We start from the raw sequence: 24,705 nt of genomic DNA on the forward strand, positions 1-24,705 counted from the left end.
CAGGCAGTGCAGGCCACAGCGAAGCCCGGCGGCAGTGCGCCGGACCGGTGGCTACAGATGCTTGTAGACGTCTTCCAGGGTCAGGCCTTTGGCGAGCATCAGAACCTGCAGGTGGTACAGCAGCTGGGAGATTTCCTCGGCCGCCGCTTCATCGGATTCATATTCGGCAGCCATCCAGACTTCGGCTGCTTCCTCAACGACTTTCTTGCCGATGCCGTGAACACCGGACTCCAATTCAGCGACGGTGCGGGAGCCTTCCGGGCGGGTGGCTGCCTTCTCGCTGAGCTCAGCGAACAGCGTCTCGAAATTCTTCACACCCTCCAGCCTACTTGGTGCAGCCGCGGGGGCGCTTCCCGGCCCGTTGCATGACGGGCGCGATGTGAGCGAATACACACCGCACCCGCCATCCCGGCACCGGGGTCAGGCGTACTGCTTAAGGACGACGGCGGTGGCCAGCGCCGCGGTGACGGCCTCGTGGCCCTTGTCTTCCTTGGAGCCGGGCAGGCCCGCGCGGTCCAGGCCCTGCTGCTCGTTGTCGCAGGTGAGGACGCCGAAGCCCACCGGGACACCGGTGCGGACGCTGACGTCGGTGAGTCCCGACGTCGCTGCCTCGCAGACGTAGTCGAAGTGCGGCGTGCCGCCGCGGATCACGACGCCGAGGGCCACCACGGCGTCAAAGTGCGGTGCCAGCCGGGCGGCGGCGACGGGAAGCTCGAAGCTGCCCGGGACCCGCACGACCGTGGGCTCGGCGATGCCGGCGTCCTTGGCGGCACGCAGTGCACCGTCCAGGAGTCCGTCCATGATCTGCGTATGCCAGCTTGCGGCGACGATCGCCAGTTTCAGCTGCGACGTTTCCGCGGGGTTGAGGGTGGTGAGGTCGATATCGGGGGCGCCGTGTCCGCTCATGTGTTCTTGTGGTCCTTCGTCTTCTGGGGGTCAGTCTTGTTCGTGGTCATAAAGGGCGTCTGAGCCGGACACGGGCACGGGTGCCGCCTGGGTGTCCAGCAGGAGCCGGTGCTCCATACGCTCCTTCTTCGTGCGCAGATACCGGATGTTCTGTTCGCGGGACGGGACCTCCGTTGGAACCATCTCCACGACCCTCACGCCGGCCTTGGCCAGCCTGTTCTGCTTGTCCGGGTTGTTGCTCAGGAGCCGCACCTCGTGCAGTCCCATCTCGGCGAGGATCTGGGCGGCAGCCTTGTAGCACCGGGCATCCACGGGCAGGCCCAGCTGCTCGTTGGCCTCCACCGTGTCGAACCCGGCTTCCTGGAGCGCGTAGGCCTTGATCTTGTTCGCCAGGCCGATGCCGCGGCCTTCCTGTCCGCGCAAGTAGAGCAGAGTCCCGCCGTTGTCCCGGATCAGTTCCAGGGCAAAAGCCAGCTGTTCCCCGCAGTCGCAGCGGTAGGAACCAAAGACGTCGCCGGTCAGGCACTCCGAGTGCAGCCGGACCAGCGGCGCTTCGCCGTCCGCGGGCGGGTTGGGCGAACTGACGGCAAGGTGTTCCACGCCGGTCAGGACGTCGGTCCACGCCTGTGCCACAAAATCGCCGAAGGCAGTGGGCAGCTGCACAACGGGCCCTCCGCTGACGGGGTAGGGCGCCCCGCCGGACACTGCGTGGTGTTTCCGGTGGCCGTCCTGGTGGCTGTCGTCGCTGGCTGCCGATGCCGTCATCGTTCCTCCTTCTTTTCGCCCGGCGTCACCCGGGCATCTCCGTGGGCTCCCCCGGCCCCGGCTTCAAGATACGCCACCAGGTCCTCAATCGAGATCAGTGGGCATCCATGTTCCGCTGCAAACGAACGCAGGCCGTCCAGGCGCATCATTTCCCCGTCGTCGTAGACCACTTCCGCGATCACGCCGACCGGTTCCAGTCCCGCCAGGCGGCATAGGTCCACCGCGGCTTCGGTGTGGCCCTGGCGCTCCCGCACACCTCCGTCAACTGCACGCAGCGGGAAAATATGCCCCGGGCGGGTGATGGACGCCGGCACGGCCTGCGGGTCGGCGAGGATCCTGGCGGTCAGGGCGCGGTCCGTGGCGGAAATACCGGTGCTGACGCCGATGGCCGCATCACAGGACACCGTGTACGCGGTTCCTTTGGCGTCCTCGTTGACGGCAACCATCGGGGGCAGCGCCAATGCGTCGGCCCGTTCGCCGGGCAGCGGGACGCAAATGACGCCGGAGCTGTACCGGATGGTCCAGCCCATCAGCGCGGGCGTGGCGTGCTGGGCCGCGAAGATGATGTCGCCTTCGTTTTCCCGGTCCTCATTGTCCACGACGAGCACGGGCCGGCCGGCGGCCAGGGCACGGACGGCGTCTTCGATGGGGTCCAGCGTTCGGCCGGTCTTCACCTCCGGGTCGACCGTGACGGCTGGTTCGAGGCGTACGGCGGCGTTCACCGGGCACCTCCGGCAGTTGCGGCTTCGCCGGTGGCGGCAGCGCGGGGACCGGCGAACGCGAGCAGGCGTTCCGTGTACTTGGCGAGCACGTCGACTTCCAGGTTGACCCGGCTGCCGGTGGTCTTGGTGCCGAGGCCGGTTTCGGCCAGCGTGGTGGGGATCAGGCCAACCTCGAACCAGGGTTCGGGTTCGTCCGCGGCGCTGACTGCCGTGACCGTGAGGGAGACGCCGTCGATGGCGATCGAGCCCTTTTCGGCGATGTAGCGGGCAAGGTTGGCCGGGACGCCGAAGCGGAGCCGCTCCCAGTTGCCCTGGGGCTCGCGCTCCAGCAGGACGCCGACCCCATCCACATGGCCCTGCACCACGTGCCCGTCCAGGCGGCCGCCGGCCGGAACGCACCGCTCCAGGTTCACGGCGTCACCGGGGGCAAGCTCACCGATGGTGCTGCGGACCAGGGTCTCCCCCATGACGTCCACGCTGAACTCCTTGCCATCGATGGCGGTTGCGGTAAGGCATACCCCGTTGACGGCGATCGAGCCGCCCAGGGCCAGGCCCTCGGTGGTGCCGGGGGCGTGCAGCCGGACGGTGGCACTGCTGTCCCCGTCGCGCTCGACGGACAGCACGTGCCCTTGTTCGGCGATAATTCCGGTGAACATCAGTAGCCTCCCTGGGCTTGATCCGCGGGTCCGCGGGACGGTTGTGGGTTTGGAAGTTGTGGGTCAGAGCTTTGCGGGCCTGCTGGTTTGGGGTCCAGGGCGACTCGTCGTTGCGGCCTCAAATGCAGCCGAAGGTCCCGGCCCAGCGTTTGGACGGCGCCGCCGTCGGACGCATCCCATTCCCACAGCTGGGCGTCGGGAAGGCTGGTGATGCCCAGCCCGTTCAGGGCCGGAGTGCCAGAACCGAGCAGGGTGGGAGCCAGATAGACGATCAGTTCGTCGACCAGCCCGGCTGCCAGGAATGAGCTGAGGATCCGGGAGCCGCCCTCCACCATGACGTGGCGGGTGCCCGAGGCGTACAGCATGGACAGGGCCTCGCGCGGATCCCGGGTGGGAAGGTGGACGGCAAGCCCGTCATCGCCAAGGATCGCGGCGTCCGCCGGGACATCGCGAAGCCCCATGACGGCCCGCACGGGCTGGCTGGCCGCAGGTTCGCCGGAAGGGGTCCGGGCGGTGAGGCGGGGATTGTCCACCAGGACGGTCTGGGTGCCGACCAGGATGGCGTCGATCCTGCTGCGGATGGCATGGTTGTCCGCGAGCGATTCCGGGCTGGAAATCCACTGGCTCGTGCCGTCCTCGGCGGCGATCCGCGCGTCCAGCGTCTGGGCGATGTGCAGTGTGACGAAGGGCCGCCTGGCCGCCACCGCCTCAAACCATTGGCGGTTCAGGTCCAGGGCTTCGTCCGCGCCGAGGCCGCTGCGAACGCGCACCCCGGCAGCACGCAGGGTTGCCGCTCCCCCGGCGGCCGGATCATGCGGGTCGTCCACGGCATACACCACATCGGTGATCCCTGCGGCGATGATCGCTTCCGTGCAGGGCCCGGTGCGGCCCACGTGGTCGCAGGGCTCCAGGGTGACCATCATGGTGCAGCCGGTCAGGTCAAGGCCGACGGCGACCGCCTGCGCGATTGCGTCGGCTTCGGCATGTGCGGTGCCGGCACCGCGGTGGTAGCCGGTGACCAGGTGCCGGCCGTCAGGACCGATGACGACGGCGCCGACCAGCGGGTTTGCCCCGCGCGGTCCGTTGAGGGCAGCTTTGAGGGCGGTCTCCATGGCCCGCGTTTCGGCCGGGCTGAAGGCAGTGACCACTCCGGCGGCGGGCTGCAACCCGGTAGCGCCGGTCATGCGGCGGCCACCGCTGCGGGCCTGGTTCGGGGATGTGCGCCTGCCATCGAAGCAGCAGGACTTTCGGCGTTAAAGAGCCATCGCTGGGGGTTCATTCCTGTCGTTCCTTCCCTGTCGAACCGCGATGGCTCCGGGGATACGACAGCAGAACGCTGCGGGGCCCGAAGGCCCGCAGATACAGCTGTACGTGCTTCTCTCATCCAGACTTTAACTGTCGGTACCGGAATTCCACCGGTTCAACCGTCCGCCGGGATCCTCCATGGGAGAACCTCGGCTCGCGGGTCGCGGACTGTCACCGCCGGTTCGGACTTACACCGACCCCGGAGCACGTATGTGTGTTGTTATTGTGCCACAACCGGCAGGTGCCCCCGGTTATTCCACCGACGCCGCACGTAACGTCCGGCGTCCCTTTTCGCGCAGCAGGTCGATGGCGGCAGCGGGGTCCCCGGCCCCGTACACCGCGGAGCCTGCCACGAACACGTTGGCACCCGCTTCGGCAGCGCGCGCAATGGTGTCTTCGGTGATGCCGCCGTCAACCTGGATGGCCACTCCGATGCCGGAGCCGTCCACCGCCGCCCGTGCCCGGCGGATCTTGGGCAGCGTGACATCCAGGAACGCCTGTCCGCCGAAACCCGGTTCCACCGTCATGATGAGCAGCATGTCCAGTTCCGCCAGCATGTCCAGGTATGGCTCCACGGGCGTGGCCGGGCGCAGGGCCATGCCTGCCTTCGATCCCCTGCTGCGCAGTTCCCGCGCCAGTTTGATGGGGGCGATGGATGCTTCGGCATGGAAAGTCACGGACGCCAGGCCGGCGTCTGCGAAGCCGGGCGCCCAGCGGTCGGCGTCGGCGATCATCAGGTGCGCGTCGAGCGGAACGGGGCTGACAGCCTGGATCCGCTGGACCACGGGCAGGCCGATGGTCAGGTTCGGGACGAAGTGGTTGTCCATGACGTCAACGTGCACGGCATCGGCGTTGCTGATGCGCTGCAGTTCGGCCTCGAGATTGACGAAGTCGGCAGAGAGGATGCTCGGGTTGATGCAGCATTGCGTCACTGGGGGTGCCTTTCACTGAAGGTGTTTGGATCAAATGGACAAAGTCCCGCGCGCCTCCGCAGGGACGGGCCGGGCCTTGTGTCCGCAGCCCGGGCCTGGGCCCTTGCGGATCAGGCTTTCTTCCTGATGAGTGCCAGGAACATGGCATCGGTGTGGTGGATGTGTGGCCACAGCTGGGCTGTCAATTCGTGTCCGGCGCCAAGGTCTCCAGGCAAGCTGACAGCGTCCAGTGCTGCTCCTGAGTCCAGGAGTTCAAGGTCGTTGCGCTTCCGGAGGACGTCAGCCACCACGGCGGTGGTTTCGGCAGGGTGCGGGGAACAGGTCACATACGCCACCACTCCGCCGGGCCGCAGCGCCGCCAACGCGGATGCAAGGAGATCGCGCTGCAGCGGGCCAAGGTCGGCAAGGTCTTTCGGAGTGCGGCGCCACCTGGATTCAGGCCGGCGCCGCAGTGCGCCCAGGCCGCTGCACGGGACGTCCACCAGGACCCGGTCGAACGCGGCGGGCTGTTCGGCGCCCACGTCGCGGCCGTCTCCGGTCCGTACCCGCCAGGTGTCGTGCGGGACCGCGGAGAGGGCCTGGCTGACCAGCTTGGCGCGGTGCGGAGCCGGTTCGTTGGCCAGGAGCGTCGCACCGCGTTCATGGGCCAAGGCGCCCAGGAGTGCTGCTTTCCCGCCCGGGCCGGCGCACAGGTCCAGCCACGCCTCTCCTCCTCCACCCGGTCCAGCCTGGGCCTTGACGTCCACGCCACGCCCGTCCGGGGCCGGGCGGAGATCAACCGCTGCCAATGCCCTGGCCACGAGCTGGGAGCCGACGTCCTGAACCCTGGTGGTTCCGGCACGCACCGACGGCAGGCGGCCCAGGTCCCCACCGCTGGAGAGCGCCGACCCTTCCACCAGTTCGCCGGGGGTGGCGCCGTTTTCCAAAGCCTCGTCAAGGCTTCCCAGGCCAGGAAGGGCCACAAGGTTGACCACGGGGGCCGCGTTGTCAGCTTCCAGCAGATCGTTGATCTCGCTGGCGGGACGGCCGTGGGCCACGAGCGACTGGCGCATGGCGCGGACAATCCATTCCGGGTGCGCGTACCGGAGCGAGGCGATCTTCGTCTCGTCGGTTTCACCGGCCACCAGCAGGTCCAGCCATTCCTCAAGGGTCCGGGCGGTAACCTTCCGCAGCACGGCATTGATCAGGGCGGAGGGCCCCGCGCCGATCACTGCCCGGGCAAGTCCAACCGTCTGGTCCAGGGCGGCATGCGCGGGGACGCGCATGGCCAGCAACTGGTGTGTTCCGATACGCAGGGCATCGAGGATGGCCGGGTCCAGCTGGGCCAGTGGCCGGTCGACGCATTTGGCCAGGATGGCGTCATAAGTGCCCTGGCTGCGGAGGGCACCGTAGCTCAGCTCGGTGGCAAAGCCGGCGTCGCGCTTGTCCAGGCCGTGGTGGCGGATCCGGGCCGGGAGGACCAGGTTGGCGTAGGCGTCCTCCGCGGCGACGGCACGGAGGACCTCGAAGGCCACCAGCCGGGCGGGATCCGCACGCCGGGTCCGCTGGGAGGGTGCGTTTTCGGTGAAGCTGCGCCGTGGGCCACGGTTGCGTTCGCGGCCCTGGGCGTTGCGGCGGCTGGAATCCCCCGGCGTACCCTTGCCCCGGCCGGCCCCTGGCTGCCGGCGCGTCCGCCCTTGCCGGTGTTGTCGCGGCCGCCGCCGTTTCCCGGCCCTCCCGCGTTGCTGCCGGACCCGCTCATTCGAACACCACACTCTCTGCTGAAGCCATGCCGCGCGCCCAGTCGGCCGCGCCCATCATCTTTTTGCCGGCCGGCTGGATCCGGGTGAGTTCCACCGCGTGCGAGCCGGTGCCCACCAATACGCTCTTGCCCTGGACTGACACAGCGCCCGGCACCAGGCCGGAGACGTCGGGGCGGAGCCGGACCGGCTCGAGCTTGACCCGCTGCCCGTCCAACATGGTCCAGGCGCCCGGCTCCGGGGTGACACCGCGGGCCTGCCTGCTGATGGCCAGCGCCGGGTGTGTCCAGTTAAGCCGGCCGTCCTCAAGCGTGAGCTTTGGCGCGAGGGTGACGTCGCCCGATTGCGGCTGGGGGGCCGCCTTTCCGGCTTCAATGGCAGACAACGTTTGGGCCAGGAGCACCGCGCCGCTGTGCGAGAGCCGGTCCAAAAGCTCCCCCGCGGTGTCGTCCGGCCCTACTCCTTCAGTGAGCGTTCCGAAGACGGGGCCCGTGTCCAGGCCTTCCTCCAACTGAAAGGTGACGGCACCGGTGACGTCGTCCCCTGCCATCACCGACCGCTGCACCGGCGCCGCACCGCGCCAGGCGGGCAGCAGCGAGAAGTGCAGGTTGACCCAGCCATGCCGGGGAATCCCGAGCGCGGCCGGAGGCACCAGGCCGCCGTAAGCCACGATGGCGGCAACGTCCGGATTCACGGCGGAAATCCTGGCTATGGCATCCGCATCCACTTTCGCGGCGTGGATCACCTCGATCCCCAGTTCCTCCGCGCGGGCGGCAACCGGCGAGGGCGTCAGCACGCGTTTCCGGCCCACCGGCGCGTCCGGCCGGGTCAGAACGGCCACGACGTCGAACCCTGCCTTAACCAGGGCGTCCAGTGACGGTACGGCGACGGCCGGGGTGCCGGCGAAGAGGACCCTCATTCAGCGGCGCCCTGGCCGGCTGTCCCGAAACTGCCCCCGCCGAAGCTTGCACCGCCGAAACTGCTGCCTACTGTTTTGGCGCGCTTCGCCGTCGTCTTTCCGGCGATGGAGCCGTAATTGGAGTTGCGGATGGAGCGCAGGGCCGCCTTGCGGTCCTCCCCCTCAAGGCGGTCGGTGTAGAGGATGCCGTCCAAGTGGTCGTTCTCGTGCTGGAAGCAGCGCGCCAACATGCCCTCGGCTTCAATGGACACCGGATTGCCGTGCATGTCCACGCCGGTGAGCCGGGTGGCACGGAAGCGGCGGACCGGGAAGCCGAGGCCGGGGATGGAGAGGCAGCCTTCCACATGGTCGTCCTGGTAGTCCTCGCTGTTTTCCAGGACAGGGTTGATCACGTGCCCCTCCACGCCGCCGATGCGGTAGGTGAACACGCGCTGGCTGACGCCCACCTGGGGTGCGGCCAGGCCCGCACCCTCCACGTCCTCCATGGTTTCCGTCATGTCTGCGACCAGTTTGGCCAGCTCCGGCCCGAACTCCGTCACGGGATCGGCGACTGTGCGAAGCACAGGATCCCCGATGATGCGGATATTCAGAATAGCCATGCGCTGTTTGTCCTCACGGTTGGCGGCAAAGGGAACCTATCCAGTTTAGGTGCAGTACTCCTGATGCACCGGCCCGCACCAGGCCGTGCGGGCTTGGGCGGTGCGGACCGGCGGTGCGGGCTTGGGCCGTGCGGACCTAGGCCGTGCGGACCTGGGCCAGGGGCGGCGGGGCAATGGGCAGCAGGGCGCTACCGGCGCTGATGGTGTCCGCGTTCAGCTCCCAAACGCGGCGCAGGGCACAAAACTTCCACCAATGGTGTTTGAGGACTTCCGGGTTGGCGCGGACCGGCCGGACTTCGGTCTCGCCAATGGCGACGGCCAGCAGAACGGGGTTTTCACCGTATTTCCACGGCTCCCAGGTGCCCGCTTCCGCGTCCACCAGGCTTTCCTCGGCCTTCATGCCCGCCACCAGCTGCATGACCACTTTGTCGTCCAGCGGCTTGACCTGGCCGTCGCGGGTGGTGCCCTTGGTCTTGTAGTCAATCAGGCACACCCGGCCGTTGATCCTTGCCACCAGGTCCAGCGTGCCGGCGTATCCCACCGCGTTGTTCCACACGGTGATTTCAGGAGCGATGGGTTCCACCCTGAACAACTCCCACCATTCGTCGAAGCGGGCAGCGAAGGCTTCCTCACCGTTGGCAGCCAGGGCCTGGCGCGCTTCCTGCATGGCATGCGGCCGGCCCAAAGCACGCAAAGCCACCTGCTCACAGTAGTTATGGACCCGGTCGCCCCGCTGCGCAGCCTCATCGCGATAGGTTTCCGCCGCCTTGGCGGCACGGTTGACCGCCTGCTTGATTTTGGCCGGGCTGCCCAGGCAGTCCGCCAGCAGTGGATCGTTGGCCAGGCTGCTGGCCCCCATGTAGCCGAACCAGCCGTCCAGTCCGTGCGGCTGCTGGCTGATGACTGTAGTAATGGAGGGAACCGAGAATTGCTCCGAGGTGGACCGGGCGTACATCCGGCCGTATTCGGTGGCATGGGCAAGAAGCGGATCAGTCATACAAAAACTCTTTCACAAGGGACTGACAAAGTCTCCGGCACGGCGGCCGGGCACAAAAAAGGTCCGTTCCCGCTGCAAGGAGCGGAAACGGACCTTTTGTACTGTGGGCGATACTGGGTTCGAACCAGTGACCTCTTCGGTGTGAACGAAGCGCGCTACCACTGCGCCAATCGCCCGGGTGCATTTGAATGCTAGCCCACCACCGGGACATTTCAAAAATCGGTGTTCCCGGGTTGCCGGGCGCCTCACCACATCGTGCATGTTCCGCCCGGCGGGCCTCCCTTCGAACAATGCCTTCTGATCGCCCGCGCTGGACCATGCGGGCCGCTCTTTTGCCACGGCCGGCTCAGAAGGGAGAGCGTGAATTACACACATGTAAGTAGCTGTCCGCCGCGCCAATACTGGGAAGTAGGGCCACGGCGGCCCGGGCGGACAGGTGCGATTTGGAGATTCCGGGAACCTCCTATATTGTTTTTACTCGTTGGAACGCGAGGAAATGCCGGGAACGGCAAGGAATCAAGCCTCCAAAATGCGGACGTAGCTCAGCTGGTAGAGCACCACCTTGCCAAGGTGGATGTCGCGAGTTCGAATCTCGTCGTCCGCTCGCAGGACACTGTCACGGCAAACATTCCCCGGAATGAACGCTTACACGGTGGGTTGGCCGAGAGGCGAGGCAGCGGCCTGCAAAGCCGTATACACGGGTTCGAATCCCGTACCCACCTCGGTGAAAACCATGGTTTCCGAATCGTTTTTCGGATGCAATGGGCGATTGGCGCAGCGGTAGCGCGCTTCCCTGACACGGAAGAGGTCACTGGTTCGATCCCAGTATCGCCCACTCGGCAAGGAAACTTGCCCAGCAGGAACGCCGGATCAGTCCGGAAAAGCCTGCACGCGGACGTAGCTCAGTTGGTAGAGCACCACCTTGCCAAGGTGGATGTCGCGAGTTCGAATCTCGTCGTCCGCTCCAGTATTCAAACCCATATGCCGGACTTCCGGTTCCGGGGCGATTGGCGCAGCGGTAGCGCGCTTCCCTGACACGGAAGAGGTCACTGGTTCGATCCCAGTATCGCCCACCACGAAAAGCAGCTCCGCGGAGCTGCTTTTGTCGTTTCCGCCCCATCCGCTGCGGGCGAACGCGATTCCCTTGGCACCCCTCCCCGGCCCCGATAGGATCGAAGGCGCGAGGAGCGACCTGGCTCCGCGATAGAAGGGAGGTGCCCGTGGGTTTGATTGACGATCTAAAGGGCAAGGCTCAGGGTCTCATCCGCGGTAACGAGCAGGCCATCAAGGACGGCATCACCAAGGCCGGCGATTTCGTCGACACCAGGACCGGCGGCAAGTACGCGGGCCACGTCGACAAGATCCAGGATGGCGCTTCCAAGCTCGTGGACAAGAACGGAACCCCGGGCCAGGCACCTGCCGACGGGCAGGTTCCCCCGGCAGCTCCTGGAAATCCGGTTCCGCCGGTTGACAGGGCTCCGTAAAAGGATTTGGCCAGGGCTTTGCCCCAGCACGTCAACGGGGCGCGGGTCCCGCCGGGAGGCGGCACCCGCGCCTTTGGCGTTTAATGCGGCTGCCCGCTTGGAAGCAGTCCAGGCGGGAAGGCGATTCCTTCTTCTCCCGGTCCCGCCGGTAACCTGCCGGTATGGCGAAGTCACCTGCACCTCCCACGTCCGCGCCCGTCCGGACACAGCACGATTCCCGGCCCGTTGTGGCCGGCATCGTCACCGCGCTGGTGGGCTTCACGTCCTCCTTCGCCGTGGTGCTCGCCGGGCTCAGGGCAGTGGGAGCGGATCCTGCGCAGGCCGCATCCGGCCTGCTGGCACTGACGCTCGCCGTGGGCCTCGGCGTCCTGCTGTTGGCCTGGCGTTCCAAGGTGCCGGTGACGTTGGCGTGGTCTACGCCCGGGGCTGCGCTGCTCGCCGCTTCAGGAGCGGCCGACGGCGGATGGCCGGCCGCCGTCGGCGCCTTCCTTGCCGCCGGGGTGCTGATAGCGCTGACCGGGCTGGTCCCCGCGTTGGGGCGGCTGATGGCACGGATCCCCACGTCGCTGGCGCAGGCGATGCTGGCCGGTGTGCTGCTGCAGCTGTGCCTGGCACCCTTCAAGGCCCTCGGCAGCGTTCCCCTGCTGGCCGCCCCCGTGATCATCTGCTGGCTGCTTCTGATGAAGTTTGCTCCACGGTGGGCCGTGCCTGCCGCCTTGCTGGTGGCCTTGGGTGTCATCGGCATCCCGCTGGCGTCCGCGGGGAGCGTTCCGGACACGGAAGGGTTGGTGCCTGCCCTGGCGTGGACCACCCCGTCGTTCAGCCTGCAGGCGATGGCGGGCATAGCGTTGCCGCTGTTCGTGGTGACCATGGCCTCGCAGAACGTTCCCGGGGTGGCGGTGCTGCACTCCTTCGGCTTCAAAACTCCGTGGCGCTCTTCGATGCTGGTGACGGGGGCCGGGACGGTGCTGGCCGCTCCATTCGGGGGCCATGCCATCAACCTTGCGGCGCTCAGCGCTGCCCTCGCCGCAGGCGACGAGGCCGGGGATGCACGCGGCAGGCGCTGGATTGCCGGTTTCACGTCCGGACTGGGCTACCTGGTGCTGGCTGCTTTCTCGGCAGCACTGGTGTCAGTGGTCAATGCGGCCCCGGCGGGGATGCTGGAGGCGGTGGCCGGCCTGGCCCTGCTGGGCACCCTCGCTTCCGCCGCATCGGCTGCCCTGGCAAACCCGGAAGACAGGATTGCCCCGGCCGTGACCTTCCTGATGGCAGCCTCCGGCGTGGCCTTGGCGGGCATCGGTTCCGCGTTCTGGGCCCTCCTCGCGGGGCTCACGGTACGGGCGCTGCTGGTCCCGCGCCACCGGCGCCGGGCCATCGACCAGGCCGGGAACCAGGGACCCCGGAAAGGAGACTAGGACGGCTCGTGGTTCTGGCCCTCCCGGGCCAGGGCGGTCAGGCGGGACACGGCACGGAAGTACTTCTTCATGTAGCCGCCGGTCATCATTTCCTCGGTGAACAGCTTGTCGAAGGGGACGCCGCTGGCCAGGATGGGAACGTCCTTGTCGTAGAGCCGGTCTGCCAGGACCACGAACCGGAGCGCCACTGCCTGCTCCGTGATGGTTTCCACGTTGCGCCATACGACGCCGTCGATGCCGTCGATCAACTGCCGGTAGCGGCTCGGGTGGACGCCGGCGAGGTGGTGGATCAGCGTGGAGAACTCGTCCTGGGCCACGGTCTTGCCATCGAACTCCGCCTTCATGTGCGAGGACAGCTCACTGTTTCGCAACGGCGCGGGCGCTGCCGGCAGGCCACGGTGGCGGAAGTCCTCGCCGTCGATCCGGATGACGTCGAACTGGTCGGCCAGGACCTGGATTTCCCGCTGGAAGTCGACGGCGGCAAACCGGCCATCGCCCAGCGAACCAGGCAGGGTGTTGGACGTGGCGGCGAGCTTCACCCCGGCGTCGGCCAGTTCGCGCATCAGCCGGGACATCAGGACGGTGTCGCCCGGATCGTCGAGTTCGAACTCGTCGATGCACACGAGCTTGTAGCTGCTCAGGGCCTCAACCGTCTTGCGGAACGAGAGTGCGCCCACGAGGTTGGTGTACTCCACGAACGTGCCGAACGCCTTCGGCCCTGGTGTTGCGTGCCACAGGGAGGCCAGCAGGTGGGTCTTGCCGACGCCGAAGCCGCCGTCGAGGTAGATGCCGGCCCGGGACGCGTCCTTCTTGCCGAACATCTTCTTGAAGAGCCCGCCCCCGTTACCCGACCCCACGCCGTCGGCAAATCCCTTGAGGGCATGCACGGCCGCGGCCTGGCTGGGCTGCTTGGGGTCCGGGCGGTAGCTCGCGAAAGAGACCTCGCCGAACCGCGGCGACGGGTAGAAGCCCTTCAGGAGCTCATCCACCGAAACTGCCGGAGTGCGGGCGGCAAGCTGTTCGATCTGTACCAAGGTGGTCCGTTCTGCTGGTGGTTGGTCCCCAGAAAGGATACCGGCTGAGCGGACCGTACCCGGGCGGGACCCCGTGCTGCCGCCCGGCAGCGTGACGAAAGCAACATTTCGCCCTATTAACGGAATAGGGACAACCTTCCGGGCGCTGGCTAGTGTGGGAACAGGTTCCATTGCATGTTCCGCGGTTTCCCGTGCTCTTACTGAAAGGCCAAGTCATGCCCTACCCGGTTGAACAGAATGACAAGTTCGCAGCGTATGCCCACCCGGAGCGGCTCGTCTCCACGGAGTGGCTCGCGGCTGCGCTTGAAAGCGGCGCCGTGGCGAACGGTGAGCTGATCGTGGTGGAATCCGACGAGGACGTGCTCCTGTACGAAACCGGCCACATCCCGGGCGCCGTCAAGATCGACTGGCACACGGACCTGAACGACGACGTCACCCGCGACTACGTTGACGGCGCCGCCTTCGCCGCGCTTGCGGCGTCGAAGGGCATTTCCCGCGACAGCACCGTGGTCATCTACGGCGACAAGTCCAACTGGTGGGCCGCCTACGCCCTCTGGGTCTTCACGCTCTTCGGCCACCAGGACGTCCGGCTGCTCGACGGCGGCCGCGACAAGTGGATTGCCGAAGGCCGGGAACTGACTAAGGACCGCCCCACCCCGGCCCCCGGAAACTACCCCGTGGTTGAGCGCGACGACGCGCCCATCCGCGCATTCAAGGACGACGTCCTGGCACACCTCGGCAAGCCCCTCATCGATGTCCGTTCCCCGGAGGAATACACCGGCCAGCGCACCCACATGCCGGCCTATCCGGAAGAGGGCGCCCTGCGCGGCGGCCACATCCCCACCGCCGCATCGATTCCGTGGGCCCGTGCCGCCGCCGAGGACGGCACGTTCCGCAGCCGTGAAGAACTCGAAGGTATCTACCTGGGCGAGGCCGGCCTGTCCGAAGGCGATGACGTGGTGGCATACTGCCGCATCGGCGAACGTTCCAGCCACACCTGGTTCGCGCTCAAGTACCTTCTGGGCTTCGATTCGGTCCGCAACTACGACGGATCCTGGACCGAGTGGGGCAACGCCGTGCGCGTGCCGATCGTCAAGGGCGCCGAGCGCGGTTCCGTTCCCGTCACCGTCGGCGCCTGACCAAGCTCCCCCGGTAGACTGGAACTGATGACTACTCAAGCTTTGCCTTCCGCCCTGGCGGCGATCGTGGATGATTTCCAGGCCCTGTCCGAACCCGAGAGGCTTCAGCTCCTGCTGGAATTCTCGGAGGGACTGCCCGAGCTTCCCGACCGGCTCAAGGACCACCCCGAGCTCCTCGAGCAGGTGGTGGAGTGCCAGTCGCCGCTGTTCCTCACCATTGAGACGGAGAACGGCGGCGGACCGGTGCGCCTGTTCTTCAAGGCCCCGGCCGAAGCCCCCACCACCCGCGGTTTCGCCGGCGTGCTGCACGAAGGCCTGGACGGCCTGTCCGCCGATGAGATCCTTTCCGTGCCGGACGACATGCCGGAGCTGCTGGGCCTCACACGGGCCATCACGCCCTTGCGAATGCGGGGCATGACCGCGATGCTCGGAAGGATCAAGCGCAAGGTGGCCGCGGCCTCCCGCGTCCAGGGCTGACCCGCGCCGCATGGCACGCAGGAACGGCTCCCAGGGAACCCCGGCAACAGCGGTGCTGACCGCCGCCGGGGTTCCCTTTCTGTTGCATCCCTACGCCCATGACCCCGCGGCCGCCAGTTACGGCACGGAAGCAGCCGACGCCCTGGGCATCGACCCGTCCCGCGTCTTCAAGACCCTGATGGTGGAGGTGGAAGGGCGGCTTGCCGTGGGCATCGTTCCGGTCAGCGGAACCCTTGACCTGAAAGCCATGGCCGCGGCCCTGGGAGCGAAGAAAGCCGCCATGGCCGATCCCGCGGCCGCCCAGCGGCGCACGGGATACGTCCTGGGCGGTATTTCCCCGCTGGGGCAGCGCCTCCCCTCCCCCACCGTCCTGGATTCCAGCGCCCTGGCCCTGGACTCGTTGCTTGTTTCCGGCGGCAGGCGCGGCCTGGACATCGAACTGGCGCCGGCAGACCTGATCCGGCTGACGGACGCGGCCACCGCACCCATCAGCTCGTTGACCGTCCGCAACCCCCGGCCGTAGCGGCGCAGGGTCCGGGAGGTGCGGCTACTCGATCACGTACCGCTGCATCATGTCGTTGTCCTCGTGTTCCAAGATGTGGCAGTGCCAGACGTACTCGCCCTTGAAGGATGAGCCGATAGCAACGGGGTCCTTGCCTGCCGCCCTCGCACCAAAGGGGACCCTGATCCTGGTCACCTCTCCGGGCATCGCCACCACGGTGTCTTTCCAGCCCTGCTCGTTTGCCAGAGCCTCCTTTGGCCTGCCAACCAGGAACGGCCGGGACGGCACCGTTTCCCCACCGCCCGGCTTGAGCAGGCCGGTGGCAGGGTCGACGAAGCCGGTGTCAGCAAGGTAGGCGTCCACGTCGAACTTCTGCCGGTCACGGACCTGAAACTGGGTGAAGTGCAGGTGGATCGGGTGGGCGTCCCCGGTGGTGTTGATGAGCTCCCATTCCTCGAGCGAGTCGCTTTTGACCCGGGCGATGTCGTCGCTCTCGAACCTCCGGTTGTTCAGGAGCGCCATGAGGGGCACGTCGGCGGCGTTGGTGACTTCAACCAGGGCCATGGACCTCCTGGTCTCCGGGGCGCGGTCCACCAGGTTTGTGATGGGACGGTCCCGCAGCTTGTCGGGCAGCGGCGCCGTGTAACCGGCTTTGGAGGTCACGGTGAACTGCATGATGTCCGGCAGCGGGAGCCCGCCGAGCTGGATGGACGCGGGGCCGTCCGGGTAGGGGACGCGGGCGCTGTTGGCCAGGACAACGCGGGTGCCGGGCTTGAGTCCCGCAAAATCGACCACCACATCGGCCCGTTCACCCGGCCCGAGGATAAGTCTGTAAAGCTTCACCGGAGCATTGAGGAGGCCGCCGTCTGTTCCGATCTGGACGAATGGGACGGCCGGCCCCTCCGTCATCAGCTTGACGTCGTAGAACCGGGCATTCGAGCCGTTGAACATCCGGAAACGGTACTTCCCCCGGGCCACGTCCAGGTTGGGCCGGCACTTCCCGTTGACTGTCGCCACGTCACCGAAGAACTCAGGTGCCCATGGGCGGGGGCTGCCGTCGGCCGCGGTGAGATCGGGGTTCGGCGGGTAAGCCAGTGAGCCGTCGGGGTTGAACATCCGGTCCTGGATGATCAGGGGAACCTCGTAGGGCGGCGGGGGCAGGTACGTGCCGTCCCCGGTGTCTTTCCCGGAACCACGCGCATCCCGCAACAGGTAGCCCCCGGCCAGGCCGGCATACACATTCAGCCGGGTGATTCCCAGCGCGTGGTCGTGGAACCAGAGGCCGGCCGCCTCCTGTTTGTTTTCGTAATGGTAGGTGTAGGACGCCCCGGGCCTGAAGGTCTGTTCCGGTCCGCCGTCCGACCGCGGGTGGGTGTTGCCGCCGTGCAGGTGGAGCGCAAGGCGCGGCGAGGTGGCGTCGTTGCTGCCGGGAGGAAGTAGTTCCTTGTCGATGGCAAACGCGAGGGGATGCCGCCCCACCGCATTGTGGAGGGTCAGCTCGAAGGGAGTTCCTTTCCTGGCGATGATCACCGGCCCCAAGTAGGTTTGGGATGAGCCTGGTTGCTGGTATGCCAACGCATCCGCCAGGCCCATTTCTTCGTGGAACCTGTGCCGCGTGTTGCGGGCCCACAAGGCCGCGCTGCCGCCGCCCCGCATATCCAGTACGCCAAGCTCATCAAGCGTCGGAAGCTGCTCGGTGAAGGCCCCGGCGGAACCAGGCGGGGCAGCCAACGCCCTGTTGGTGCCGGTTCCGTAACCCTGGGTCAGGATGCCCGCGCCGGCTACCGCGCCGGCCTGCAGGAGTTGTCGCCTTGTGATGCGCATTGGTGGGCCCCATTTCAACACTTGCCTTGCCGGTTGTGCCCCCTGCCAGAGCAACGCTAGGCATGGAGCGCCGGTCGCGGTAGGGCCAAGAGTCACCTTCCGGGAAAGTGCGTGTTTCAGTGGCTGGTTCCGGTGTCAGTCTTGTGCAGCCCGGTCCCCGGCCCGCCCGGTGAAGTGGTCCATGGTGCGGTTCACGCCGAACACATCCATCAGCCGGTCGAAGGCACCCACCGGCAGCACCCGGAGGGCCGGAAGCAGCTTCACCATCGGCGGGAGGACCAGTTGCCGCCTGCCGGACTCGATGGCGTCGAGGACCTTGGTTGCCACGTCTTCTTCACGAAGGATGGGCAGGAGCAGGGGCCACCGGGTCCGGACGCCCTCGAACATACCGGTGTCGATGTAGTAGGGGCAAACCACCAGGGTGTTGACCTCGTGCCGGTTGGCCCGCAACTCGGCGCGGAGCGACTCGTTGAAACCGAAGGCGGCGAACTTGCTGGCGGAGTAGTCGGTCTGCCGCGCCACCCCCACCAGGCCCGCTGCGCTGGCGATGGTGACTATGGTTCCACGCTGGCGGCCGGCCATCCCGGCCAGGAAGGCGCGGGTGACCCAGTACAAGGCCAGGACGTTGACCTTCAGGGTCCGTTCAATGGCCTCATCGTCGGCGTCCAGGAGATGGTGGCCGCTGACGACGCCGGCGTTGTTGACCAGTACGTCAACGTGGCCGGTGCTGGCTGCCGCGGCGTTGACGGCGTCCCTGTCGGTGACGTCCACAGCCAAAGCTTCCGCGTCACCGCCGGCAGCCCGGATTTCGTCCCGGACGCCTGCACCGCGGACGGCATCCATGTCCCAGATGACCACCCGGCTTCCCCGCTGCGCGGCACCGAGGGCGAGGCGGCGGCCCAATCCGCTGCCCCCTCCCGTCACCAGGAGGGTTGCGCCGGACAGCCCGGTTCCTTTGGCCATGTCAGTCCTCCCCGTTCCCGGGCCGTGCGGACTTCCCGGGTCTTCCCCGGAGGCCGCTCATCAGCGTGATGGCCCGCCTCATGATTCCCGCATACGCCTTGTTCGTCATGCCGGGAGAGGGCGCCACCCGGAGCAGCCGCTGCAGGGCGATGGTCTGTGGCTCCGTGTACTTGAGGATCCCTTCCCGGCCGTGCCTGCGCCCGACGCCGGAATCCTTCATCCCGCCGATCGGTGCGTCATGTGAAGCCCAGGTAGCCGCATATCCCTCGTTGACGTTGACCGTGCCCGCATTCAGCCGGCGGCCCACGGATTCCCCACGCCGGGCGGACCAGACGCTGGCGTTCAGCCCAAAATCGGAGTCGTTGGCCATGGCTACGGCTTCGTCGTCGTCCGCTGCCTGGTAGACGGCAACGACGGGCCCGAACGTCTCCTCGCGCGCGAGCAGCATGTTGTCCGTCACCCCGGTCAGGACCGTGGGCTCATAGAACAGCGGTCCCAGGTCCGGCCTCCTGCGGCCCCCGGTGACGAGCCGGGCACCTTTGGCCAGCGCGTCCTGGACGTGGCGGTCCACCCGTTCGACGTGTTCGGCGCTGATGAGGGACCCCATACCGATGTCCCATTCCGTGCCTGGACCCAGCCGGATGGCTTCCACCTCTGCACTGAATGCTGCCAGGAAACGGTCAAAGACAACGGCGTGGACGTAGATCCGTTCGATGCTGACGCAGAGCTGGCCCGAGTTGGAGAAGCAGGCGTGCACCGCCCCGCTGGCGGCCTTGCCCAGGTCCGCGTCGGCGAGGACCAGCATGGGGTTCTTCCCGCCGAGTTCAGCGGAGAAGCCGATCAGCCGCGCACCGCACTGCTGCGCCACTTCCCTCCCGGTTTTCGAAGATCCCGTGAACATGACGAAGTCCGCACGTTCGATGATGGCGGGGCCGATGACCGGTCCGGGCCCGGTGACAATCTGGAACAGGTCCTTGGGGAGCCCGGCCTGCCGGAGCAACCGCAGCATCAGCAGGGCCGTGAACGGCGTTTGTGAATCCGGCTTCAGGACGATGCCGTTGCCCGCCAGGAGCGCCGGGAGCGCATCCGACACGGCGAGGGTCAGGGGGTAGTTCCACGGGCTGATCACGCCCACAACGCCCTTGGGAAGCCGGTACTCCACAGTCCGGGTCAGGACCGGCGCTGCGCCCTTCCGACGGGCGGGACGGAGGAACCGTCCCGCATTGCGCGCGTAGTAGTTCGCGGTCAGGACGACGTCGGCCAGTTCCTCGAAGGCGCTCAGCCGCGATTTGCCGCTCTCGGCCTGGACGAGGTCCAGGATGTCCTTTTCGCGGACCAGCAGCAGGCTGCGGAACCGCTGCACCACGGCCCGGCGCTCCGTGACGGACTTAACGGCCCAGCCGCGCTGCGCCTGCCGTGCCCGGGCCACGGCGGCATCGACGTCCTGGGGCGTGCACTCTGGCACTTCGCCCACCACCGTTCCGTCAAACGGTGAAAAGGAGGCCTGCCGCGGCCTGTCCGGCGGAGCTGGAACCAAGTGCGCGAGGCCCTCCACCACCCGGGAGAGGCCAGCACCCAGTTCGTCAGCGCTGGCTACCGGCTGCGTTGTTCCGCTTTGTGCTCCCATTCCTGAAGCCTAGTACGGGGCGCCCGCCTATCCGGACAATGCCCCAACCGCGCTCCCGGGGTTGATGCGGGGCGCGAGCTGCTGCCGCAGCCAAGCCTTGACAAGACGCTCCCACCGCTCCGGGTCAACGTTCCATTCCTTTGTGTGCCGGGCGTGGTGGAACGTCTCGAACGTCACCATCTCCGGATTGCGTTCGGCCAGTCGGGCGGAAGGACCGTAAGGCACGTATTCGTCGTCCACGCTGTGGATGATCAGCGTCGGTGTCCGCAGCTCCACGGCCCGCGAGACCCAGTCCATTTCCTTCAGATCCACCGGGGCGGACAGGCCAGTGAGGCGGCGGCCGAGCGGATGTCCCAGCATCAGTTGGCCGTACCGGCCCACCAAGGACGGGATCCGGTTCAGCTGGGCGTGATGGGCCAGCACCGTGACCCAGTCGATGACGGGGGCATCGAGCACCATCGCCCGGATCAGGTGGCGGTATCGGGACAGGTCAGCGGTCTGCAGGCAGATGGCTCCTCCCATGGACCAGCCAAACAGGACAACTTCTTCAGCGCCGTTGGCCAGGGCGTACTCGATGGCAGCTTCGATATCCCGCCACTCGGTGGACCCCAGCCCGTAGCGCCCATCGTCCGCGGAAGGGGCCAGCCCGTCGTTGCGGTAGGACACGAGGAGGCTTGTCAGCCCCAGCTCCAGAGCAGGTCCGGCGGCGCGCAGCGCTTCCTGGCGGGTTGCCCCCCGTCCATGGACCATGACCGCCCACGTCCGCGCCTTTCCCCCCGCCCGGACCAGCCATGCAGGTGCCTCGCCCCGCTCCACCGGGATGGCCACGTCCTCAGCCGGAATTCCGACGGCGGCGGGATCGGGATAGACCGCACCGCTCCACCATCCCCACCTCGCGGTGGAGAGATCCCCGCTGTAGACCGCCTCTACCTCGCGCAGGACGGTTCGTTCTGCGGGCGAATAGGAGACGATGCGGCCAATCCGCGCGTGGCCTTTGCCGCCGTCGAAAAAGAAACCATAGACTCCGTCCACGGTGGTGTCGTCGTCGGCTGCAAAGATCACCTGCTGCGTCTGCCCGTCCCGGATGACGGCGAGCACTTCCTTGTCCGCGGCCCGTTGCCGGGCCGGGGTTATGACCCGGCGCGCAAAGTACACGGCCAGCGCCGAGGATCCTGCGCCCAGCAGGCCGGCAACCGAGCCGCCGGTGATGGCCCCGGCGACAGCCCACTTTGCGCGGTACGACATCACGCCTGGCTCCTGGGGTCCTGGTGGGATCGCAGTGCGGGTTCGGGGAAAAAGTGCCATGCGACTATTCTTACTGCCCGGTAGGCAGATGCCTGCATCCAGCGGGCAGATTGGACGGCAGGCCGGGGCCGGTTCATGGAGTGCGGCGGCCCATCCGCAGGGCTAGGCTAAGGCCATGAGTGATCCCATCGTCATCCTGACCGAAGAACCCTTGGGAGCGGACGACCGCCTGAACATCGAGCGCCTGGTGAACGGGACGGACACGCAGCTGCTGGTCCTGGTGCCCGCCAACACCGAGCGGCACCTACTGGTGGACTTCCTGGAGAACCTGTCCATGCTGGATATCGCCAAGGCGTTCCGGGAGCTGTCGGCCCGGAACCCGGATCCCGCCACCGAGCGTGCCCATGCGGCTCAGACACTTGCGACGTCGCTCGCGGCACTGGCAGGCCTTGGCGCAGGCGTCACAGGCGAGGTGGTGGACGGCGGCGCGGTGGAGGGCCTCGTGGCGAAGGTTAAGGAAACGGGAGCGGCGCAGGCCGTGGTGATCACCAGGCCGCACGCGGTCTCGGACACCTTCCACACCGACTGGGCCAACAAGGCGCAGGACCAGCTTGGTGTGCCCGTGCTGCACCTGTACGCCGGCTCGGGATTTATCGGCGACTCCTGAGCGTTGGTAGTGCTATGAGCATTTTTGGAAACGGCATCTTCGGCAACAAGGCAACAGGCATGGTCGCCGGGGACGGGCAAGGCAGCGCCCACACCGGCACGGTCGAAAAAAGCGACGCACAGTGGCGCGAGGAGCTCACTCCTGAGGAGTACCACGTGCTCCGGCAGGCCGGCACCGAGCGGCCGTACACCGGCGAGTACTGGGACACCCACACGGCGGGGGTTTACCAGTGCAGGGCGTGCGGGACGGAGCTGTTCACCAGCAACGAGAAGTTCGATTCCCATTGCGGCTGGCCCTCCTTCTGGGCACCCCTGGCCGAAGGAAAGGTCCGCTACATCCACGACAGGACCCTGGGCATGGACCGGATCGAGGTGCGCTGCGCATCCTGCGACTCCCATTTGGGCCATGTCTTCGAGGGCGAGGGCTACGGCACTCCCACCGACCAGCGCTACTGCATCAATTCAGTGTCCCTGCGCCTCGTGACCAGCGAAAACGCCACGCCAGGGAAGGCAGAGCCACAACCCTGATGCGCCAGCCGTGGGCTGATCTCGACAGCCCGCGTGCGCCGTTAGCCTAAGAGTTTCTTAGGCTAACGGTCTTTTGAGATAAGTCCTGCTTGTTGCTTGTTACGCTCGCCAGAGAAGCAAGCAACCAGAAAGGCAGCCGACGATGACAGAGACCCTGACCACCGCCGTGACGGGAATTTCAGCGGAGAATCCGGACTGGCTGCGCCTCAAAGGCGCCGCCACCGCGCTCCAGGCCGTGCAGGCCCAGGACGGTTCCATCCCGGCCGCCACGGCGCACGCGGAAGCTGCCCGGAACGTTGACAGCATCATCGGTTCCGTCCGTTCCCTCGCCCCGTCCTTCCCCCACGACGCCGCCTACCTGGACGCCCTCTGCCAGGACTTCTCCACCTGGGCTGCCGGCGGATTCGGCGTCCCGGACTTCCTGTCCTCGCTCGTCGCCTTCCAGCCGCAGGAACAGCGCCGCGACGGCCTCCAGCACCTGGTGGTCTTCCCCATGTACACCCAGAACGGCAGCAGCAGCCGGCTGGTGGAGGCCGTGCTGGTCGAGGTCATCTGGCCGGAGTTCATCGCGGGACTGGAAGCCGGGGACTACTCCAACAGGCTGTTCGTCCCCATCCGCTTCGTTGACTTCACGCCCGGCTATGACACCAACTCCGCCGTTCTCTTCCCCGAAACGGTGGCGGTCAGCACGACGCCCACCTTCACCTGGGGCGCCATCTTCGCCGACCGCGAAGCCGCCAGGTTCCGCCGCGTCCTCAAAGCCGCCGCGGAGATCACCTCGCTTGAGCTGCCCGCAGGCGCTGCGGAACTGCTTGCGGACCAGGACCTCACCGAGGCCACCTTCGTGATGTGGGACCTGATCCACGACCGCACCCACATGCGCGGCGACTTGCCGTTCGATCCCTTCATGATCAAGCAGCGGATGCCCTACTTCCTGTACTCCCTCGAGGAATTGCGTTGCGATCTCACGGCGTTCCGCGAGTCGGTCCGCATCGAAAAGGACGAGGACGCCGACCCGGAAGCGCGCCGGCACGCCAAACTGGTGCAGTACGCCATCATCTTCGACCGCATCTTCCGCTTCGCCATCACCGGCAGCCGGGTGCGCAACTACGACGGCCTGGGCGGCCAGCTTCTCTTCGCCTGGCTGCACCAGCAGCACGTGCTCCACTGGACCGACACCCGGCTCACCATCGATTGGGACGAAGTGCCGGACGCCGTGATCGCCCTGGGCGCCAGCATCGATGAACTGTACTGGCGCTCCATCGACCGGCCGAAGACAGCACACTGGCTGGCGGCCTACCGGCTGGTGTCGGCGACCGTTACCCCCAACCCGGCGTCGGTCTGGGCCAAGGGGCCGGACGCACTGCCCCTGGCGGGCACGCCACGCGGGCTGACAGACCAGGTGCTTGACGACGAATTCCCGCTGTCCATGTTCTATGAAGCCTTGGAGAGGAAGATGCGGCCCGTAATCGAATCAACAGCCGGCATCACCGGCAGGTCAGCACTGTGAGCCAGTCCCCCGGCGCGGAGGGGCCTGCCCTGACCGTCCTGGTGACCGGTGGCAGCGGCGCCTCCGGAGTCGCGGTTGCCCGGGCGCTGGCTGCCGCCGGGCACCGCGTGGCCACGGTGGGCTCGGACCAGGCCAGGATCAAGGAAGCTGCGGAAACGGCGGGCGACGGCGTCACGCCCTTCGTGTGCGATCTGGCAGTTGTGGACGACGTCCGGGAGCTTCGCGACGACGTCATCCGCACCTTCGGTGCGGTGGACGCCGTCATCCACCTGGTAGGTGGCTGGCGCGGCGGCCAGGGGATCGCGGACCAGTCCGACGAGGACTGGGACTTCCTGGCGCGCGGCGCGATCACCACCCTTCGAAACGTCAGCCGGGTCTTCTTCGACGACATCGCAGCCTCACCGCACGGCCGGTTCGCCATGGTCTCCTCAACCACCGTCGAAAACCCGACGGCGTCGACCGCAAATTACGTCGCCGCCAAGGCTGCCGCGGAAGCATGGACTATGGCCATGGCGGACGGCTTCCGCCGGACACCGGAAGCCGGCAGTGGCGGACAGGCGGCGGCCGTCGTACTGGTGGTCAAGGCACTGGTGGATGACGGCCTTCGCCGCGCGCACCCCGAGCGGAAGTTCGCGGGGGCGACGGACGTGGCCGACCTGGCCGCCGCCGTCGTCCGGCTTTTCACCGTCCCCGCGGCGGAACTGAACGGAACCAGGCTCCGGCTGGCGGACTGACCGCCGCAGGGACTGTA

General features: G+C 67.2%; 25 protein-coding genes, 6 tRNA genes and 1 riboswitch. Of the genes, 14 read left to right on the plus strand and 17 right to left on the minus strand.

Translation table 11 applies throughout. From position 1 onward, the window contains the following. Positions 1–51: 51 nt before the first annotated feature. The 12 genes from AC2JAJ_RS19685 to AC2JAJ_RS19740 form a co-directional block, all read right to left on the minus strand. Entirely contained in the window at positions 52–315 is a 264-nt protein-coding gene (locus AC2JAJ_RS19685; protein ID WP_009358176.1) for a phosphoribosyl-ATP diphosphatase, read from the minus strand. Between the two features lie 105 nt (positions 316–420). Next, entirely contained in the window at positions 421–906 is a 486-nt protein-coding gene (ribH, locus tag AC2JAJ_RS19690; RefSeq protein WP_221387598.1) for a 6,7-dimethyl-8-ribityllumazine synthase, read from the minus strand. 30 nt (positions 907–936) lie between these two features. Then, complete coding sequence (gene ribA / locus AC2JAJ_RS19695; protein ID WP_486414803.1) at positions 937–1,671, minus strand: GTP cyclohydrolase II; 735 nt, start codon at positions 1,669–1,671, stop codon at positions 937–939. Then, the gene (gene ribB / locus AC2JAJ_RS19700; protein WP_374226192.1) at positions 1,668–2,393 is read right to left on the minus strand and encodes a 3,4-dihydroxy-2-butanone-4-phosphate synthase; all 726 of its coding nucleotides are present in this window, start codon (positions 2,391–2,393) and stop codon (positions 1,668–1,670) included. Before ribB ends, ribA begins: the two co-directional genes overlap by 4 nt. Beyond that, entirely contained in the window at positions 2,390–3,049 is a 660-nt protein-coding gene (locus tag AC2JAJ_RS19705) for a riboflavin synthase (protein ID WP_221387596.1), read from the minus strand. The genes ribB and AC2JAJ_RS19705 overlap by 4 nt, the downstream gene beginning before the upstream one ends. Next, positions 3,049–4,233: a bifunctional diaminohydroxyphosphoribosylaminopyrimidine deaminase/5-amino-6-(5-phosphoribosylamino)uracil reductase RibD gene (ribD, locus tag AC2JAJ_RS19710; RefSeq protein ID WP_486414802.1), complete on the minus strand. Its 1,185-nt coding sequence runs from the start codon at positions 4,231–4,233 to the stop codon at positions 3,049–3,051. Before ribD ends, AC2JAJ_RS19705 begins: the two co-directional genes overlap by 1 nt. A 183-nt stretch (positions 4,234–4,416) precedes the next feature. After that, positions 4,417–4,566, minus strand: a riboswitch (FMN riboswitch). A gap of 39 nt (positions 4,567–4,605) precedes the next feature. Continuing rightward, complete coding sequence (gene rpe / locus AC2JAJ_RS19715) at positions 4,606–5,286, minus strand: ribulose-phosphate 3-epimerase (protein WP_221387594.1); 681 nt, start codon at positions 5,284–5,286, stop codon at positions 4,606–4,608. Between the two features lie 110 nt (positions 5,287–5,396). Continuing rightward, positions 5,397–6,800 carry a transcription antitermination factor NusB gene (locus AC2JAJ_RS19720; RefSeq protein WP_501053271.1) on the minus strand — a complete coding sequence of 468 codons (1,404 nt, stop codon included), beginning with the start codon at positions 6,798–6,800 and terminating at the stop codon, positions 5,397–5,399. Positions 6,801–7,023: 223 nt separating this feature from the next. Beyond that, the gene (gene fmt, locus AC2JAJ_RS19725; RefSeq protein ID WP_501053272.1) at positions 7,024–7,944 is read right to left on the minus strand and encodes a methionyl-tRNA formyltransferase; all 921 of its coding nucleotides are present in this window, start codon (positions 7,942–7,944) and stop codon (positions 7,024–7,026) included. Next, the gene (gene def / locus AC2JAJ_RS19730) at positions 7,941–8,543 is read right to left on the minus strand and encodes a peptide deformylase (RefSeq protein WP_486414800.1); all 603 of its coding nucleotides are present in this window, start codon (positions 8,541–8,543) and stop codon (positions 7,941–7,943) included. The genes fmt and def overlap by 4 nt, the downstream gene beginning before the upstream one ends. A 136-nt stretch (positions 8,544–8,679) precedes the next feature. Continuing rightward, on the minus strand, positions 8,680–9,540 hold the full coding sequence (locus AC2JAJ_RS19735) for a cytochrome (RefSeq protein WP_221387590.1): 861 nt from the start codon (positions 9,538–9,540) through the stop codon (positions 8,680–8,682). 104 nt (positions 9,541–9,644) lie between these two features. Beyond that, positions 9,645–9,716, minus strand: a tRNA-Val gene (locus AC2JAJ_RS19740). Between the two features lie 355 nt (positions 9,717–10,071). On the opposite strand from AC2JAJ_RS19740, the gene AC2JAJ_RS19745 reads away from it, so the two are divergent. The 7 genes from AC2JAJ_RS19745 to AC2JAJ_RS19775 all read left to right on the plus strand — a co-directional run bounded on the left by AC2JAJ_RS19745 (position 10,072) and on the right by AC2JAJ_RS19775 (position 12,439). Beyond that, positions 10,072–10,144, plus strand: a tRNA-Gly gene (locus AC2JAJ_RS19745). Between the two features lie 47 nt (positions 10,145–10,191). Beyond that, positions 10,192–10,262, plus strand: a tRNA-Cys gene (locus AC2JAJ_RS19750). 41 nt (positions 10,263–10,303) lie between these two features. Further along, a tRNA-Val gene (locus tag AC2JAJ_RS19755) sits at positions 10,304–10,375 on the plus strand. Positions 10,376–10,431: 56 nt separating this feature from the next. Further along, positions 10,432–10,507, plus strand: a tRNA-Gly gene (locus AC2JAJ_RS19760). 34 nt (positions 10,508–10,541) lie between these two features. After that, positions 10,542–10,616 (plus strand) — tRNA-Val (locus AC2JAJ_RS19765). Positions 10,617–10,760: 144 nt separating this feature from the next. Beyond that, the gene (locus AC2JAJ_RS19770; RefSeq protein WP_221387589.1) at positions 10,761–11,024 is read left to right on the plus strand and encodes an antitoxin; all 264 of its coding nucleotides are present in this window, start codon (positions 10,761–10,763) and stop codon (positions 11,022–11,024) included. A 161-nt stretch (positions 11,025–11,185) separates the two neighbouring features. Continuing rightward, positions 11,186–12,439 (plus strand): benzoate/H(+) symporter BenE family transporter, encoded by a 1,254-nt coding sequence (locus AC2JAJ_RS19775; RefSeq protein ID WP_473697458.1) that lies wholly within the window; start codon positions 11,186–11,188, stop codon positions 12,437–12,439. Here AC2JAJ_RS19775 and zapE read toward each other — a convergent pair. After that, positions 12,436–13,473 (minus strand): cell division protein ZapE, encoded by a 1,038-nt coding sequence (gene zapE, locus AC2JAJ_RS19780; RefSeq protein ID WP_473697459.1) that lies wholly within the window; start codon positions 13,471–13,473, stop codon positions 12,436–12,438. The two genes, AC2JAJ_RS19775 and zapE, sit on opposite strands and share 4 nt — an antisense overlap. 215 nt (positions 13,474–13,688) lie before the next feature. Between zapE and AC2JAJ_RS19785 the strand changes: the two genes are divergently transcribed. Genes AC2JAJ_RS19785 through ybaK form a run of 3 tightly spaced genes read left to right on the plus strand, consistent with a single transcriptional unit; the run spans position 13,689 to position 15,612 of the window. Beyond that, the gene (locus AC2JAJ_RS19785; RefSeq protein WP_473697460.1) at positions 13,689–14,612 is read left to right on the plus strand and encodes a sulfurtransferase; all 924 of its coding nucleotides are present in this window, start codon (positions 13,689–13,691) and stop codon (positions 14,610–14,612) included. A 27-nt stretch (positions 14,613–14,639) separates the two neighbouring features. Beyond that, on the plus strand, positions 14,640–15,089 hold the full coding sequence (locus AC2JAJ_RS19790; RefSeq protein ID WP_221387585.1) for a SufE family protein: 450 nt from the start codon (positions 14,640–14,642) through the stop codon (positions 15,087–15,089). Between the two features lie 10 nt (positions 15,090–15,099). Beyond that, positions 15,100–15,612 carry a Cys-tRNA(Pro) deacylase gene (gene ybaK, locus AC2JAJ_RS19795; protein WP_486414799.1) on the plus strand — a complete coding sequence of 171 codons (513 nt, stop codon included), beginning with the start codon at positions 15,100–15,102 and terminating at the stop codon, positions 15,610–15,612. Positions 15,613–15,636: 24 nt separating this feature from the next. Here ybaK and AC2JAJ_RS19800 read toward each other — a convergent pair whose 3' ends face one another. The 4 genes from AC2JAJ_RS19800 to AC2JAJ_RS19815 all read right to left on the minus strand — a co-directional run bounded on the left by AC2JAJ_RS19800 (position 15,637) and on the right by AC2JAJ_RS19815 (position 21,250). After that, a complete protein-coding gene (locus tag AC2JAJ_RS19800; RefSeq protein WP_473697462.1) occupies positions 15,637–17,415 on the minus strand; it encodes a multicopper oxidase family protein in 1,779 nt (592 codons plus the stop codon). Positions 17,416–17,550: 135 nt separating this feature from the next. After that, positions 17,551–18,378, minus strand: a complete 828-nt coding sequence (locus AC2JAJ_RS19805) for an SDR family oxidoreductase (RefSeq protein WP_486414798.1) — start codon at positions 18,376–18,378, stop codon at positions 17,551–17,553. A 1-nt stretch (position 18,379) separates the two neighbouring features. Continuing rightward, the gene (locus tag AC2JAJ_RS19810) at positions 18,380–20,005 is read right to left on the minus strand and encodes a succinic semialdehyde dehydrogenase (RefSeq protein WP_486414797.1); all 1,626 of its coding nucleotides are present in this window, start codon (positions 20,003–20,005) and stop codon (positions 18,380–18,382) included. Positions 20,006–20,032: 27 nt separating this feature from the next. Next, positions 20,033–21,250 carry an alpha/beta hydrolase family protein gene (locus AC2JAJ_RS19815; protein WP_473697465.1) on the minus strand — a complete coding sequence of 406 codons (1,218 nt, stop codon included), beginning with the start codon at positions 21,248–21,250 and terminating at the stop codon, positions 20,033–20,035. Positions 21,251–21,425: 175 nt separating this feature from the next. Here AC2JAJ_RS19815 and AC2JAJ_RS19820 point away from each other — a divergent pair, with 175 nt between their 5' ends. The 4 genes from AC2JAJ_RS19820 to AC2JAJ_RS19835 all read left to right on the plus strand — a co-directional run bounded on the left by AC2JAJ_RS19820 (position 21,426) and on the right by AC2JAJ_RS19835 (position 24,688). Beyond that, positions 21,426–21,917, plus strand: a complete 492-nt coding sequence (locus AC2JAJ_RS19820; RefSeq protein WP_221387579.1) for a hypothetical protein — start codon at positions 21,426–21,428, stop codon at positions 21,915–21,917. Between the two features lie 59 nt (positions 21,918–21,976). Beyond that, positions 21,977–22,444 carry a peptide-methionine (R)-S-oxide reductase MsrB gene (gene msrB, locus AC2JAJ_RS19825; protein ID WP_221387656.1) on the plus strand — a complete coding sequence of 156 codons (468 nt, stop codon included), beginning with the start codon at positions 21,977–21,979 and terminating at the stop codon, positions 22,442–22,444. 142 nt (positions 22,445–22,586) lie between these two features. Beyond that, the gene (locus AC2JAJ_RS19830) at positions 22,587–23,954 is read left to right on the plus strand and encodes a DUF6421 family protein (protein ID WP_486414796.1); all 1,368 of its coding nucleotides are present in this window, start codon (positions 22,587–22,589) and stop codon (positions 23,952–23,954) included. After that, the gene (locus AC2JAJ_RS19835) at positions 23,951–24,688 is read left to right on the plus strand and encodes an SDR family NAD(P)-dependent oxidoreductase (protein ID WP_486414795.1); all 738 of its coding nucleotides are present in this window, start codon (positions 23,951–23,953) and stop codon (positions 24,686–24,688) included. Before AC2JAJ_RS19830 ends, AC2JAJ_RS19835 begins: the two co-directional genes overlap by 4 nt. Positions 24,689–24,705: the final 17 nt, after the last annotated feature.

This window comes from Arthrobacter sp. MOO21 (assembly GCF_057369995.2).

Excerpts from the sequence above, each read along its gene's own strand:
- AC2JAJ_RS19705 (WP_221387596.1), bottom strand. The coding sequence starts at position 3,049 with ATGTTCACCGGAATTATCGCCGAACAAGGGCACGTGCTGTCCGTCGAG.
- AC2JAJ_RS19820 (WP_221387579.1), top strand. The coding sequence starts at position 21,426 with ATGAGTGATCCCATCGTCATCCTGACCGAAGAACCCTTGGGAGCGGAC.
- AC2JAJ_RS19805 (WP_486414798.1), bottom strand. The coding sequence starts at position 18,378 with ATGGCCAAAGGAACCGGGCTGTCCGGCGCAACCCTCCTGGTGACGGGA.
- AC2JAJ_RS19775 (WP_473697458.1), top strand. The coding sequence starts at position 11,186 with ATGGCGAAGTCACCTGCACCTCCCACGTCCGCGCCCGTCCGGACACAG.
- AC2JAJ_RS19815 (WP_473697465.1), bottom strand. The coding sequence starts at position 21,250 with ATGTCGTACCGCGCAAAGTGGGCTGTCGCCGGGGCCATCACCGGCGGC.
- fmt (WP_501053272.1), bottom strand. The coding sequence starts at position 7,944 with ATGAGGGTCCTCTTCGCCGGCACCCCGGCCGTCGCCGTACCGTCACTG.
- ribH (WP_221387598.1), bottom strand. The coding sequence starts at position 906 with ATGAGCGGACACGGCGCCCCCGATATCGACCTCACCACCCTCAACCCC.
- AC2JAJ_RS19785 (WP_473697460.1), top strand. The coding sequence starts at position 13,689 with ATGCCCTACCCGGTTGAACAGAATGACAAGTTCGCAGCGTATGCCCAC.
- def (WP_486414800.1), bottom strand. The coding sequence starts at position 8,543 with ATGGCTATTCTGAATATCCGCATCATCGGGGATCCTGTGCTTCGCACA.
- AC2JAJ_RS19800 (WP_473697462.1), bottom strand. The coding sequence starts at position 17,415 with ATGCGCATCACAAGGCGACAACTCCTGCAGGCCGGCGCGGTAGCCGGC.
- AC2JAJ_RS19810 (WP_486414797.1), bottom strand. The coding sequence starts at position 20,005 with ATGGGAGCACAAAGCGGAACAACGCAGCCGGTAGCCAGCGCTGACGAA.
- AC2JAJ_RS19790 (WP_221387585.1), top strand. The coding sequence starts at position 14,640 with ATGACTACTCAAGCTTTGCCTTCCGCCCTGGCGGCGATCGTGGATGAT.
- AC2JAJ_RS19830 (WP_486414796.1), top strand. The coding sequence starts at position 22,587 with ATGACAGAGACCCTGACCACCGCCGTGACGGGAATTTCAGCGGAGAAT.
- msrB (WP_221387656.1), top strand. The coding sequence starts at position 21,977 with ATGGTCGCCGGGGACGGGCAAGGCAGCGCCCACACCGGCACGGTCGAA.
- ribD (WP_486414802.1), bottom strand. The coding sequence starts at position 4,233 with ATGACCGGCGCTACCGGGTTGCAGCCCGCCGCCGGAGTGGTCACTGCC.
- ybaK (WP_486414799.1), top strand. The coding sequence starts at position 15,100 with ATGGCACGCAGGAACGGCTCCCAGGGAACCCCGGCAACAGCGGTGCTG.
- AC2JAJ_RS19735 (WP_221387590.1), bottom strand. The coding sequence starts at position 9,540 with ATGACTGATCCGCTTCTTGCCCATGCCACCGAATACGGCCGGATGTAC.
- ribA (WP_486414803.1), bottom strand. The coding sequence starts at position 1,671 with ATGACGGCATCGGCAGCCAGCGACGACAGCCACCAGGACGGCCACCGG.